Origin of the sequence: Rhodococcus sp. USK13 (assembly GCF_018343855.1) — a bacterium.
Lineage (GTDB): Bacteria > Actinomycetota > Actinomycetes > Mycobacteriales > Mycobacteriaceae > Rhodococcus_F > Rhodococcus_F oxybenzonivorans.
Window position 1 is genome coordinate 2159098 of record NZ_CP069242.1, and the last position, 12558, is coordinate 2171655.

12 protein-coding genes are annotated in these 12558 nt (G+C 66.1%); 4 read left to right on the top strand and 8 right to left on the bottom strand.

Translation table 11 applies throughout. The annotated features are described in order from the left end of the window. Positions 1 to 3 precede the first annotated feature (3 nt). The 3 genes from JQT59_RS12610 to JQT59_RS12620 are packed head-to-tail and all read right to left on the bottom strand — an operon-like array spanning position 4 to position 3130. A complete protein-coding gene (locus tag JQT59_RS12610; RefSeq protein WP_213576411.1) occupies positions 4 to 399 on the bottom strand; it encodes a DUF1801 domain-containing protein in 396 nt (131 codons plus the stop codon). 59 nt (positions 400 to 458) lie between these two features. Continuing rightward, positions 459 to 1883: an amidohydrolase family protein gene (locus tag JQT59_RS12615; protein WP_213576412.1), complete on the bottom strand. Its 1425-nt coding sequence runs from the start codon at positions 1881 to 1883 to the stop codon at positions 459 to 461. Continuing rightward, entirely contained in the window at positions 1880 to 3130 is a 1251-nt protein-coding gene (locus JQT59_RS12620; RefSeq protein WP_249354364.1) for a CoA transferase, read from the bottom strand. The genes JQT59_RS12615 and JQT59_RS12620 overlap by 4 nt, the downstream gene beginning before the upstream one ends. A 69-nt stretch (positions 3131 to 3199) precedes the next feature. Between JQT59_RS12620 and JQT59_RS12625 the strand changes: the two genes are divergently transcribed. Continuing rightward, positions 3200 to 4264, top strand: coding sequence for an enoyl-CoA hydratase/isomerase family protein (locus JQT59_RS12625; RefSeq protein ID WP_213576413.1), 1065 nt, complete (start codon positions 3200 to 3202; stop codon positions 4262 to 4264). 16 nt (positions 4265 to 4280) lie between these two features. Here the strand turns inward: JQT59_RS12625 and JQT59_RS12630 are convergent, their stop codons facing one another. Then, positions 4281 to 5138 carry an ABC transporter permease gene (locus JQT59_RS12630; RefSeq protein WP_109333217.1) on the bottom strand — a complete coding sequence of 286 codons (858 nt, stop codon included), beginning with the start codon at positions 5136 to 5138 and terminating at the stop codon, positions 4281 to 4283. Then, positions 5135 to 6121, bottom strand: coding sequence for an ATP-binding cassette domain-containing protein (locus JQT59_RS12635; RefSeq protein ID WP_213576414.1), 987 nt, complete (start codon positions 6119 to 6121; stop codon positions 5135 to 5137). The genes JQT59_RS12630 and JQT59_RS12635 overlap by 4 nt, the downstream gene beginning before the upstream one ends. Positions 6122 to 6500: 379 nt before the next feature. On the opposite strand from JQT59_RS12635, the gene JQT59_RS12640 reads away from it, so the two are divergent. Together JQT59_RS12640 and JQT59_RS12645 are read left to right on the top strand one after the other, a co-directional pair. Beyond that, on the top strand, positions 6501 to 7178 hold the full coding sequence (locus JQT59_RS12640) for a formylglycine-generating enzyme family protein (RefSeq protein WP_249354365.1): 678 nt from the start codon (positions 6501 to 6503) through the stop codon (positions 7176 to 7178). A 237-nt stretch (positions 7179 to 7415) separates the two neighbouring features. Further along, positions 7416 to 8576: a glycerate kinase gene (locus JQT59_RS12645; RefSeq protein WP_213576415.1), complete on the top strand. Its 1161-nt coding sequence runs from the start codon at positions 7416 to 7418 to the stop codon at positions 8574 to 8576. A 25-nt stretch (positions 8577 to 8601) separates the two neighbouring features. Here the strand turns inward: JQT59_RS12645 and JQT59_RS12650 are convergent, their stop codons facing one another. The 3 genes from JQT59_RS12650 to JQT59_RS12660 form a co-directional block, all read right to left on the bottom strand. Continuing rightward, positions 8602 to 9381 carry an enoyl-CoA hydratase/isomerase family protein gene (locus JQT59_RS12650; RefSeq protein ID WP_213576416.1) on the bottom strand — a complete coding sequence of 260 codons (780 nt, stop codon included), beginning with the start codon at positions 9379 to 9381 and terminating at the stop codon, positions 8602 to 8604. Between the two features lie 63 nt (positions 9382 to 9444). Next, on the bottom strand, positions 9445 to 10470 hold the full coding sequence (locus JQT59_RS12655) for an acyl-CoA dehydrogenase family protein (RefSeq protein WP_213576417.1): 1026 nt from the start codon (positions 10468 to 10470) through the stop codon (positions 9445 to 9447). Then, the gene (locus JQT59_RS12660) at positions 10470 to 11621 is read right to left on the bottom strand and encodes an acyl-CoA dehydrogenase family protein (RefSeq protein ID WP_213576418.1); all 1152 of its coding nucleotides are present in this window, start codon (positions 11619 to 11621) and stop codon (positions 10470 to 10472) included. The genes JQT59_RS12655 and JQT59_RS12660 overlap by 1 nt, the downstream gene beginning before the upstream one ends. Positions 11622 to 11784: 163 nt before the next feature. Between JQT59_RS12660 and JQT59_RS12665 the strand changes: the two genes are divergently transcribed. Then, a complete protein-coding gene (locus JQT59_RS12665; protein ID WP_249354367.1) occupies positions 11785 to 12543 on the top strand; it encodes an IclR family transcriptional regulator in 759 nt (252 codons plus the stop codon). Positions 12544 to 12558: the final 15 nt, after the last annotated feature.

The window sequence follows — 12558 nt, forward strand, 5'->3', positions numbered from 1 at the left end:
GCGCTACATCTCCCGCTTCAACTTCCGCCACCCGCCCGCACGGTTATTAGCGATGATCTGCTGAAACATCGCCAGCAGCGGCGGTGCATCGATCTTCTCGCCTTCCCGGAAGGCCACCGTGCGCGCGGTCTTGTTGTCGTGGCCGGCGGTGATGATTCCGTCCGGATCGGGGACGATACCGCCGTCGTACAGGAACACGTTGACATGATCTTTCGCGGCCAGCAGTGCGCACACATTGCCCTGCAGCACGAAGTATGGCTGGACGGTGCGCTTGATTGTTTCGGTGACCTCCGGATCCGCCTCGTGTACGAGCTCCCGGACTTCGCTGCAGATCGTCTGCTGCCACTCCGGCAAGGCATCGATGTAGGCGTCGACACGCGGATCGGGTGTGTACGTCATCGAAAACACGATAGCGCCGAAATGCCCGATCGGCGGCGAATCCGGATCGACTCCTGAACTCAGTCGGAATTGTCCACGGACGCAGCACAAGTGACGATTCCGTCCAGCACGGTGCTCCGAACGACCTCGGAGCTAAGTACTCGCAACGCTTCCTCGAGCGGAACGTGCAACAGCACCACGTCGGCGGGTTCTCCCACGGTGAGTCCGCGGGGCCGGCCACCCGGGTCCCCGGCGGGCGTGAGGTAGCGGTCCAGGGCTTCGGCAGCGGTGATGCGCTCGTCGATGCCCACGATGTCGCCGGTGGGTGCGCGGCGGTCGACGGCTGCTGCGATCACTTGCCATGGGTCGAGGGGACCGTAGGGGGCGTCACTCGACAGCGCGAGGGGGACGCCGGCGTCGATCAGCGAGCGACAGCGGTAGAGATCCGAGAGGTCCCGTGGGTCGACGTCGCGCAGGTAGTCGTCGCCGCGGTGGGCGAGGAAGCCCGGCTGAGTGACCACCCGCAATCCCCGTCGGCGAACGTCGTCGAGGCTCTCGCGGGGGATGAGTGCGCCGTGTTCGATCCGGTCACCCAGAACTGTGCCGACCTCCTCGAACACGCTGAGAAGAATGAGCAGCGCTTCCCGGCTCACGCAGTGGACGGCGACGGCGCGGCCGAGCGCGTGAACGTCGCGGATGAGGTCGGCCAACTCCGTGAGGTCCGGAAAACCCGAATCGGCCAGCACGATCTTGTACGGGCCCACGCTGACGCGTCCCGCCACGGTGTCCGGGTCGCCTCGAAGCGGCGCGCCGAGCAGATACACCCGCTGGGGAAGTTCGCGAGAGCGGACGGCCGATCCGATGGCCTGCTGCGACTCGGCGGAAAGGTCGGGGGTGGCGTCGGTGACGGTCGTGATCCCGAAACGGGCCAGCGCCGCACCGATGTTTGCCAACCGGGGCGGTTGTGAGCGTGGCAGGCGTTCGCGCAGCCAGGTATCGGCGCGCCAGACGCGCCCGGTCGGGGTTCCGGAGCGGTCGCGCTCGACTCCTGGGTGGTCGGCCTCTGCGAGGCGCGCGGCCGCCGTAGCGGCGCCGTTCAGCACCCACATCGCCCCGCTCCGATGTTGAATCCGCACCGGCCGTTGCCCGTGCAGGGCGTCGAGAACAGAGGAATCCAGATCGCCGGCAACGGTTTCGATGTATCCGACGCCGCGCACCCACCCGTTGTCGTCGGCCTGGGCACGTTCGAGTGCGCGAATGAGATCCCCGCGATCGCGAACGTGGGGAGGCCCGCACCGAACCGAGACGGCGTCGGCGGCCATGGCGTGCAGGTGCAGGTGATGGTCGGTGAGTCCGGGCAGCACAGCGCCACCGTCGGCGTCGATCACCTCGGCTCCTGCCGGGGTGATTCCGTGGCCGATCTCGGTGACCGTTCCGCCGGAGATACGTATGTCGACACCGGACACGCCGCCCAGTTCCGCGTTGCGAATGACGAGGTCGCTCATGGCACCGGAATTCCGAGGTTGCGGAGAGCGTCGACAGTGTTCTCTCCGACATTCGCGACCCGCCCTCGCGGTGTCCGGCGGTGCGGATGCGCGACCTCGGCCACACCCGACTCCGTCACGAGGACCCAATGACCGCTTCGTCGTTCGGACTGCACCTCGGGCTCGCCAGTCAACGTGGCCGCCACGACCGCGGACATCGAGATGTCCCACAGGTATCCCGATCCGTCGGCAGGGGCCGACATCGCCAGTGCGGCGGCGGTGAGACCAGTGAGGGGGTCGGCGATCGCGTCACCGACGAACAACGGGGAACCGTCGGTATCGTGCGCGACCAGGCCGGCGGACGCCGCGAGGTCGTCGCCGAAGCCGATCCGATCCGACCCGCGCCCGGCCGCGGTGATCGACACCCACGTGGTTCCCCGCGCCACCGCTTCGTCGGCATCGAGGCCGAAGCGCCGGAGCGCGCGCGGCCGGGATGCCTCGATGACGATGTCGGCCGCCTCGACCAACAGGGCCAACGACCGCCTGCCCTCGACGGTATCCGGGTCGAGAACCACCGCCTCGTGCCCGCCGTGCAGGAGGGCGTAGAAGTCGGCGTTGCCACGGCGGGCGCCGTCCGCGCGGGTCGGTGTCTCGACCTTGACGACGCGGGCGCCGGCCAACCCGAGGAGATGAGCACACAGCGGTCCCGCCCACAGGGCGCTGAAGTCCACGACCAGCAATCCCTGCACCGAACGAGGTGCCAGCGGCACGAGAGGACCAGGGATCGTGTCCGTGGACCGGAGCGAACCCGCCGCGACGCCCAGCAGTTCCGCCCGCTCGTCCAACTCCGATCCGGTGTGGGTCGTCAGCCACTCGGCAACAGCGGGCCACGGATCGGACTCGTCGACGGCGCGGCTGATCAGCGCCCCCAACAGGCTGGGATCATCGGGTCGCGCACAGGACACCGCCGCCCACCCGTCGGACGTGGGCAGGAGGCGACAACTGCCGCCGACCGAGATGTCTCCACTCCGGCTGTGTCCGGTGAACGCGGCCCGTTCGGACAGGAGTCGCGGACCGTCGACAAGCACGGGATGCGAGCTGCGTTCCGTGACCTCGGCGATCCACGAGGCCCTTTCCTGCGCCACCGTCGCTGCCCGCCCCGGCGGCACGATTGGGGGACCGCCGTGGCGGCCGGTGAGTGCGACCACGCCACTGTCGGCCCAGTCTCGCACCGGGTCCGAGGGATCCGTCGTCGAGGGGGAAGGCACGGCGTCGATGCTACGCGGTCGACGAAACCCGGCTGCACGCAACCGATATGGAGCTGGCAGGCTGTATTCATGGGTAACGACGTCCGAACGATCACGCTCGAGCAGTTGGCCGACGGTGCTGCGGACCGCCCGCTGCTGTCCGTGGGTGCCGAAATCGACAGCCCGATGCTCACGGTGAACCTCGACGGCGCCGCCGAGTCGGTCACCTGCGTGCGCGCCGCGGACAGGGCACGCGTCAGTGACCGGATACTCGTCGGCCTGCACCACGGCGGCCATGAGTTGTCACCAGATGTGCAGAAGGTGGCGTCCGCCCTCGATGCGACGATCGTCGCGGAGTCGGCGCCGGGCAACCGCGTCGCGGTGTCCGTGCCGGACCCGGATGTGGCAGTCGGAGAATTGCACCGCAAGGTCGCCGACAACCCGCACTCGACGCTGGTACTGGCCCAGGTGCTGAAGCTCTCCGAGCACCTGACGGTGCCTGCCGCGATCGACGTCGAATCGCTCGCGTATTCCACCTTGCTCGGGGGCCCGGAGTTTCGTCGATGGCTCGAGCAGCGCGGGCCGCGCCCGTTGCCGCCGCCCTCGCCGCAGGAACCGGTGCTCGTCCGGCGGGAAGACGACGCGCTTCTTGTCACATTGAATCGGCCCGAACGCCGCAACGCCTACGGCGCCGAGGTCCGTGACGGTCTGGTCGAGGCGCTGCGGCTCGCACTCGTGGACACCACCATCACGAAAATCGTGCTCGACGGCTCCGGACCTTCCTTCTCCGCGGGGGGTGACCTCGACGAATTCGGCACGACACCCGACCTGGCCACCGCCCATCTGATCCGCACCCGGGCGGGCGCCGGCCGGCTTGTCGCGCAGCTCGCCGACCGGATCGAGGTCCGCGTGCACGGTAGCTGCGTGGGGGCAGGAATCGAGGTTCCCGCGTTCGCCGACCGAATCGTCGCCCGGCCGGACTCCCTTTTCCGGCTTCCCGAGGTGGCGATGGGGCTGATCCCCGGTGCCGGCGGCACCGTCAGCGTGCCGCGGCGGATCGGACGCTGGCGTGCCTTCTGGCTGTGCGTGACCGGCGTTGCCCTCGACGCGCAGACCGCGATGGTGTGGGAGCTGGTGGACGAGGTGTCGGGCTAGCTGCCGTCCGTATCGGTCAGTCACGGGTCCGGTTCAGGAAGGCTCGCACCGCGAGGGGCGCGAAGATCGCGATCAGTAGCAGTGACCAGCCGATCGTGACCGGAACCGCGTGATGCAGCGGCCACGCCGCGCCGGCGGGTGCTGCGGGAGCGTTGCCCCAGAGCTGGCGCATGGCCTGCACGAGCGCGGAGATCGGGTTCCATTCCGCGATGGTCCGCAGCCAGGTCGGCATCTGTTCGGTGGGTGCGAAGGTGTTGGCCAGGAACGTGATGGGGAACATCGAGGTGAACATGAACCCCTGGACCGCCTCGACCGAGCGCATCAACGATCCGACGAGGATGCCGAACCAGATCATCGCGAAGCCGAACAGCAACAGCAGCGCGAACGCGAGTACCGCCTCACCGAAGCCGTTGTGGATGCGCCAGCCGATGAGGAGGCCGGTCAGCGACATGACGACGACGCCGATGCTGGAGTGGATGATGCTGGACACGCTCCGGCCGATGAGGATCGACGACCGCGAGATCGGTAGTGACCGGAAGCGGTCGACGATGCCCTTGTCGAGGTCCGAATTCAATCCCACGGCGACCACGAAGCAGGAGAACACCATGGTCTGAGCCATGATGCCCGGGAGCAACCATTCGCGGTAGTTCGCGCCCGACGTCATGATCGACCCACCGAAAACGTAGGCGAACAGCAGAACGAACATCACCGGCTGGATGGTGACATCCAGCAGCATCTCCGGCATTCGTTTGATGTGGGTGAGGTTCCGCCGCACCACGATCCACGATTGACGTGCCAGTCCCGCAGGCTTGATGTCGGGACGAGTCAGCCGGGTACCGATCGCGGTGGGGTTCAGTGTGGATGTGGTGGTCATCTGGCTGTCTCCAGGTCATCTGAGGTACGTGCGGTTTCGACCGTCTCGGCGCGGTGACCGGTCAGGCTCAGAAAGACATCGTCGAGGCTCGGACGTTTGAGACCGATGTCATCGAGAAGGATGGTGCTGTCGTCGAAAAGATTCGCGATACGCGTCATGTCGCGTAGGCCGTCGGTCGGCGCCGACAGTTGCCGGGCCGACCTGTCGACCCGCACGTCCGAGACGTGCTGGCGGAGCATGCGCTCGGCCTCGTCGAGATCGGCCACGTGCGACACCGTCAGAACGAGACTGGCCTTGCCGGATTGGTCCTTCAGCTGCACCGGCGTGCCCGAGGCGATGACCTTGCCCTTGTCGATGACGACGATCTTGTCGGCCAGTTGGTCGGCTTCCTCGAGGTACTGCGTCGTCAGCAGTAGTGTCGTGCCGTCCTCGACCAGTTCCCGGAGTACATCCCACAATTCGATCCGACTGGCCGGATCGAGTCCGGTGGTGGGTTCGTCGAGGAACAGCACCGGTGGTGTGGCAACGAGGCTCACGGCGAGGTCGAGGCGCCTGCGCATTCCACCCGAATAGGTTCGAGCGATCCGGTCACCGGCGGCGGTGAGGGAGAACCGTTCGAGGAGTTCGTCGCTGGCACGGCGTGCTGCCTTGCCCGACAGCCCGTAGAGCTCGCCGATCATCCGGATGTTCTCACGTCCGGTCAGCAGTTCGTCGATGGTCGCTGCCTGGCCGGTCAGTCCCATGCTCAGCCGCACCGCCCCGGGGTCGGTGACGACGTCGTGACCGGCCACCCGCGCAGTTCCGCTGGTGGGGATACTCAGGGTGGTCATCATCCGCACTGTCGTGGTCTTGCCCGCGCCGTTGGGGCCGAGCAATCCGAGAACGGATCCCTGCGGAACCGTGAAGCTCACCCCATCGACGGCCACGTTGTCGCCGAATCGTTTGACCAGCTCTATTGCCTCGATCGCCGCTTCGGATGTCATGAGAATCTCCCTGCCTGAAGTGACGGCGAACCGTCACAGTGTTGTGCGCCTGAATGTGTGTGCCGCAGCGCAGCGGCGGCGCACGGTGAAGCCCGCACGCTTCGATGTTTGTTACGAATCACGTCGTCCCCCGTCGATCGCAGACCAACTTACAGGTTGTCCGGACGATGTCGCTTGTATATTTCGGACGGCTGAACACCTGATGATCATGCTCGGACGCTAATACCTCGAGTTCACTCGAGGTCAAGGGAACGGCGGCCTTCCTGTACCGGTGACGGACAGGTCGGCCGAGTAGAAGCCTTGACCGCGTGATGCCCGCTGGGTCTAATGCCTTGAAGAATGTTGCACGGTAATCCAGCTGATTGCGAAGGGTCGTTTCATGTCGAATCCGAGGGTCGGCCTCGACGTCGCGATGGCCCGAATCCCTGCCGGCGAAGTTGCGTTGAGAGACGACCGAAGGAAGACGGGGTGGACGGTGGAACTCGAGAGCTTCCTCCTCGCGCGTAGTCCCGTCACCGCTTCGCTGTATTCCCGCATCATGAACGATTCCGCGAAGTCTTCCTCCAATGGCGCCGCGCCGGTGGTCGACGTCTCCTGGCACGACGCCGTCGATTTCTGCAATGTGCTGTCGCGGGAATCGGGGCTGACGGAGTACTACTCGGTGACCGACGGCGGCCGGCAGGTTTCGTGCACTCCCGAGTCCGACGGATACCGCCTGCCCACGGAAGCGGAGTGGCAGTACGCCTGCAAAGCGGGAACATCCGGATACCGATACGGCGAGCTCGACGACATCGCTTGGTACAGCCGCAATTCCGGCGGACACATCCATGGGGTGGGCGGAAAAGCGCCCAACGCGTGGGGCCTCCATGACATGTTGGGGAACGCGTGGGAGTGGTGCTGGGATGTCTATGACGCCGAGGTGTACGGCTCGTACCGAACCTTCCGCGGCGGGAGCTGGGCCGAGGAAGCCCGAGGTTGTGGGGCGACGTGCCGTCGTCGTAGTCACCCGTCGTTCTCCATCGACGATCTCGGATTTCGAGTGGCACGGTCGCTCTGACCTGCGCGGAGCGAGCGTCATCGGATCTCCTTTCATTCGGTTGGCATCAGGCTATGAGCCATTCAGGACAGCTACTGTCCTCGATGCCTCGATGCCTCGATGCCTCGATGCCTCGATGCCTCGATGCCTCGATGCCTCGATGCCTCGATGCCTCGATGCCTCGAGCCTCGTCCGGCCGGATGAAATCTGGTTCCTCTGCCCCTGCGAAGGTTCCGATAGTGACCTAGGCTCCGTCGCATGCTTCGTCGTCACCCCACGGTCGTCATCGCGCCCGACTCCTTCAAGGGGAGTCTGACGGCTGCCGAGGTGGCCGCAGCGATGGCCGAAGGTGTGCGAAGTGCGCTCGGTCCGGACGCGGTCATCATCGAGTGCCCCCTCGCCGACGGCGGCGAGGGCACCCTGGATGCACTGCTCGCCAACTGGCACGCCGTTCCTCGTTTTCTCGATACGATCGACGCGGTGGGGCGGGCACGGACGGCTCGATACGGGATTTCGAATGACGGAGTGGTCGGCATCATCGAAGCCGCCGAAGCGAATGGTCTTCCGCAGGTGTCCGATATTCCCCTGCAGCCCATGCGCGCAGACAGCTACGGCGTCGGTGTCATCGCGCATACGCTGCTGGACCAGGGTGTCGGCGAAATCGTGCTGTGCATCGGCGGATCGGCAAGCACGGACGGCGGGACGGGGTTTCTCCGAGCACTCGGGATGCGGTTCCTCGATTCCGGCGGTCGTGAGGTGGAACCCGGTGGAGCCGGCCTTGTGGGTATCGCGTCTGTCGATGATTCCCAGCTTCATCCGCGCGCCCGTCACGTCCGGTGGCGCGTCGCCACAGACGTCGACAACCCATTGTGCGGATCATCCGGCGCGGCAGCGGTGTTCGGTCCGCAGAAGGGGGCGACACCACGGAACGTGATCGACCTCGACGCCGGGCTGGAGCACCTTGCGCGGATCATCCGAGCCGAGACCGGTATCGACATCGCCCAGCATCCAGGAGCGGGCGCCGCTGGTGGAATGCCGGCCTGCCTGGTGCCACTTCTGGGAGCCGAACTCACACCCGGAGCCCGGTTGGTCACCGACGTCGTCGGCCTGCGCGACCTCTGCTCTAATGCAGACGTGGTTCTGACGGGCGAGGGTTCGTTCGACTCGCAATCGCTGCGCGGGAAGGTCGTCCGCGGCGTCCTCGACGTCACCCCACCGAGTTGCCCGGTCGTCGTGATCGCGGGAACGGTTCAGCTGTCGGCTGCCGAAATTGCCTCGTCTGGAGTCCTTTCGGCGTTCTCCATCGCCAAGGGGCCTTCGAGCCTCGCGGACATGGTCGCGAACAGCGCCCACCTCGTTCGCGAAGTTTCGGCGCAGATCGGTGGTCTCCTCGGTGCCGCTCTGGGCGCTCGTGAGTGACTGCCGATGCGTTCGGTGACTTCTGTTACTCGCCGACGAAGGCGGGTGCGCGCTTCTCACGGAAGGCCGCGACTGCCTCTGCGGAGTCCTGGGTCGACTGCACGACGGCTTGCTCGGCGGCCACCATCGACAGCGACGTTCTGAAGTCGACGTTCTCCCCATTCCGCACGAGACGCTTGATGGCGCGGATCGCGACCGGGGGACCGTCGGCAAGGCGTCGGCACAGATCGTGCGCGGCTTCGGGCAGTTCCTCCGTGGAGTGTACTGACAGGACGATTCCCAGGTCGAGGGCTTCTTGGGCCTCGACGAAGCGTCCGGTCCACAGCAGCTCGAGAGCGCGTGCCTGACCGACGATGCGGGGCAGCAGGTGGGCACCACCGTCACCGGGGATCAGCCCGACCCGTACATACGCCTCCGAGAAGCGCGCCCGAGTCGAGGCGAGACGGATGTCGCAGGCCAGGGCCATATCCATGCCTGCGCCGACCGCGACACCGTCGACGGCGGCGATCAGTGGTTTGTCGAGGTCGAGGGCAGCCGCGGCTACGCGGTGAACGCGGTCCTGCAGTACTTGCTGACGACCGAGTGTGGAGGTGATCTCCGAGAAGTCGTCGAGATCGACTCCGGCGCAGAACGATCCTCCGGCACCCGTGACGAGCACGACGCGCACGTCCGGGTCGGTGCGTGCCGACCGCAGCGCCTCGGCCCAGGCATCCAACATGTCGAAGGTGAAGGCGTTCTTACGGTGTGGGCGATTGAGCACGATGGTGCCGACGCCGCCGGTAACGGTGTATTCCAGGTCAGCCATGTTGTATTCCTTGTCAGAGTCGAGCGTCGACGCGCAGGGTGTCGGCGAGGCGGAGCCAGGTGTTCAGGCGGTGACGAGGGCCCAGAGGCCCTCGCGCCCTGCTTCGAGGGCGGCCGCGGTCAATTTTTCGTCCCAGTAGTGGACCGAGCCGAACTCCGAACGCCAGGCGAGAGCGGGTGTGGTGAATTCGTGCAGTCGGTGCTCGCGAGTGGTGCCGATCGCGCCATGCACCTGGTGGGCGTTGCGTACCACCACGGAGGTGGCGTGGCCTGCGCAGGATCGGGCAGCGGCGACGAGGAACTCGAGGTTGGGTCCGGACCAGTCGGTGCGGACAGCTTCGATGAGGGCGGCGTCGGTAGCGGCGCGGGCAAGGGCGACTTCGGCGGCGATGTCGGCGACCAGGTTCTGGACGGCCTGGAACTTGGCGAGTGGACGCCCGAACTGGGTGCGTTCGGTCGTGTGGGTGATCGAGAGGTCCAGGATGCGTGCGAGTGCGGCGCACGTTTGCAGTCCGCGTGCCAGTGCGCCGCGCAGCAGTAACTGGTCGACGACGGCATCCGCGATCGGGGTGCCCGACAGAACGGTGGTGTCGGCGGTGACGGTGTCACGCGGTTCGCCGGCAACATTGGTGCCGGGAGCGATGTCCAGCGTCGAGGTTTCGACGTCGGCGACGTGGTAGGTGTCGCCGTTGCGCCAGACGAGAACGACCTTGTCGGACTGGGCCGCCCAGGGCACGCCGGAGGCCATTCCTTCGTTGTCGAGCACGCATACCGTGCGGCGCGCTGCATCGACAGGAGAGCCGGTGACCTCGAGAAGCCACCCGGCCAGCAAATCGTGTTCGACCAACGGGATTCGGACGCCGTTCGAGGCGGACGCGCGGATCAGCTCGGCGGCCTCGAACCAGCCCGCGCCGCTGCCCCCGTTTTCTTCCCGGCCGGTGAGCCGGACCAAACCCAGCTCGTCCAGCCGGCTCCACAAGCCCGCATCCCAGGGGGCGGTGCCGCTCTCCGGCTCGTTCTGTTCGCGGTGGTTCTCGAAGACCGCAGACATCATCTCGACGAGGTCGTGGTCGACGAACGGTGCAGTCATCAGCGCATCCCCAATCCTCGCGCGATCACGCCGCGCAGAACTTCGTTGGTTCCGCCACGGAGAGTGAATCCGGGGCGTTGCACGACGGCGTCGTCGAGCATGTCGTGGTACTCGGCCCGATCCGGCGAGTAGTCACCGGTGAGCAGGTCGGCGAAATCGGCGATGTCGCCCTCGGTGGACGTGCCCAGGACCTTGACGACGGCGGCAGCTGTATCGGCCGGTTCGCGGCGTTCGAGCGCGCCGGCGACGGCGGTCGACATCTGATGCAGACCGGCGATGCGGGCGACATAACGGCCGAGGTCGGTATGCCGGGGGACCGCATTGCCGCGCATCTGCTCGGCGGTTTCTGCCAGCAAGGTGAACGTGGACAGGAATCGCTCGGGACCGCTGCGTTCGAAGCTCAGTTCGGAGGTCACCTGTTGCCAGCCGTCGCCGATGGTGCCGAACACCATGTCGTCGGCGACGAAGACGTCGTCGAGTATGACCTCGTTGAAGTGGTGCTCGCCGTTCATCGACACAATGGGCCGAATGTCGACACCCGGGGAATGAAGATCGACGATGAACTGGCTCAGTCCGTCGTGCCGGTGCGCGGGATCGACCGCGGTGGTGCGGGCAAGGCAAAAGAATGCGTGAGCACGGTGTGCGCCCGAGGTCCATACCTTGGTGCCGGCGATCGACCAGCCGCCGTCGACCCGGGTGGCCTTGGTGCGAACGCTCGCCAGATCGGAACCGGAATCCGGTTCGCTCATACCGATACCGAAATAGCACTCACCACTCGCAATGGCCGGCAGGTATTGATGCTTCTGATTTTCGGTGCCGTACTTCAGAAGTGACGGAACGATCTGCCGATCGGCAATCCAGTGCGCTGCGACGGGTGCCCCGGCAGCCAGCAATTCCTCGGTGACGACGAACCGCTCGAGGTGGCTGCGGCCGTGTCCGCCGTACTCGACGGGCACAGTCATGCCGAGCCAGCCGCGGGCGGCCAGGGCGCGGGAGAAGTCCTCGTCCCATCCGGTGAGCCAGCAGTCGACGTCCCGGCCGATCTTGCCCTCGGCGCGTTGGCCGGCGAGGAATTCGCGAACCTCGGCGCGCAGGGCGTCCGCGGCGTGGGGATCGGCGGAGACCGGGGGAACCAGTCTGAGGGTGGTCATGGTGGTGGTCTTTCCGTTCAAGCCGACATGGGTTCGTTCGAGGTGGCTTCAACGACTATGGCACCTCGAGCCACGTCTACGCAATACTGGAGTTGATTACGTATATACGTAGATGATAGGGTGGGCCGCAGTCGCGCCGGGCGACTACCGAGGAGGAATTGTCGTGGTGCAACCGGAGGGCGCAACAGGGGCGCGGGCCCGCGCTCGTCATCGCACCGTGGATCGCATCGCCTCGATCCTCGAATGCGTTGCGCGGGCTCGTGGCGGAATCACCCTCAGCGAGATAGCAAAAGAGCTGTCAGCCCCGATCAGTTCGGTTCAGGGCTTGGTCAATGGTCTCGTCGCCACCGGATATCTGGGCGAACACGACCGGCGCTACTCCCTGGGCAGTGCGCCGTATCTGCTCAACCGATTGGCAGGGCGGCAGCCCGTCTCGACGGTGACGCATGCCGACCTCGAAGAGGTGCACCAACGGGCCGGCCTGACGACCGTGCTGTCCATTGCAGTCGGACCGGACATCTTCTACGTCGACTACTGCTCGTCCGACCCCCGGTTCGCCTACCTCGCCGAGAACTACGTGCGGCGTTCCCTCATCCGCACGTCCGGCGGTTGGGTATTGCTCGCGGGCATGGAGAAGCGGGATCTCTGGGCGTACCTCAAAAATGTCAGCGAGGATGAGCAACCCCTCGTCGACAGGTTTTTCGCGGCGTTGCCCGAGATCGAACAAACCGGGATCTGCGCTTCCCCCAATGCCTCCGAGCAAGGTGACGGTGTCTCCATTGCAGTACGAGACAATGGAAAGACCGTTGCTGCCGTGGGCGTCATCGCGTCGCACGAAGTGATCACTCAGCAGCGCGACACGCTGGTGGACGTTCTCACGGAGTGTTCCCGGAGCTGGGATCAACGCAGCGTTCAGTGGTGAACCTTGCATCGGACT

What these genes read in the sequence shown, in the direction of transcription:
- JQT59_RS12610 (WP_213576411.1), bottom strand. Translation starts at nt 399, where the DNA reads ATGACGTACACACCCGATCCGCGTGTCGACGCCTACATCGATGCCTTG.
- JQT59_RS12615 (WP_213576412.1), bottom strand. Translation starts at nt 1,883, where the DNA reads ATGAGCGACCTCGTCATTCGCAACGCGGAACTGGGCGGCGTGTCCGGT.
- JQT59_RS12625 (WP_213576413.1), top strand. Translation starts at nt 3,200, where the DNA reads ATGGGTAACGACGTCCGAACGATCACGCTCGAGCAGTTGGCCGACGGT.
- JQT59_RS12630 (WP_109333217.1), bottom strand. Translation starts at nt 5,138, where the DNA reads ATGACCACCACATCCACACTGAACCCCACCGCGATCGGTACCCGGCTG.
- JQT59_RS12635 (WP_213576414.1), bottom strand. Translation starts at nt 6,121, where the DNA reads ATGACATCCGAAGCGGCGATCGAGGCAATAGAGCTGGTCAAACGATTC.
- JQT59_RS12640 (WP_249354365.1), top strand. Translation starts at nt 6,501, where the DNA reads ATGTCGAATCCGAGGGTCGGCCTCGACGTCGCGATGGCCCGAATCCCT.
- JQT59_RS12645 (WP_213576415.1), top strand. Translation starts at nt 7,416, where the DNA reads ATGCTTCGTCGTCACCCCACGGTCGTCATCGCGCCCGACTCCTTCAAG.
- JQT59_RS12650 (WP_213576416.1), bottom strand. Translation starts at nt 9,381, where the DNA reads ATGGCTGACCTGGAATACACCGTTACCGGCGGCGTCGGCACCATCGTG.
- JQT59_RS12655 (WP_213576417.1), bottom strand. Translation starts at nt 10,470, where the DNA reads ATGACTGCACCGTTCGTCGACCACGACCTCGTCGAGATGATGTCTGCG.
- JQT59_RS12660 (WP_213576418.1), bottom strand. Translation starts at nt 11,621, where the DNA reads ATGACCACCCTCAGACTGGTTCCCCCGGTCTCCGCCGATCCCCACGCC.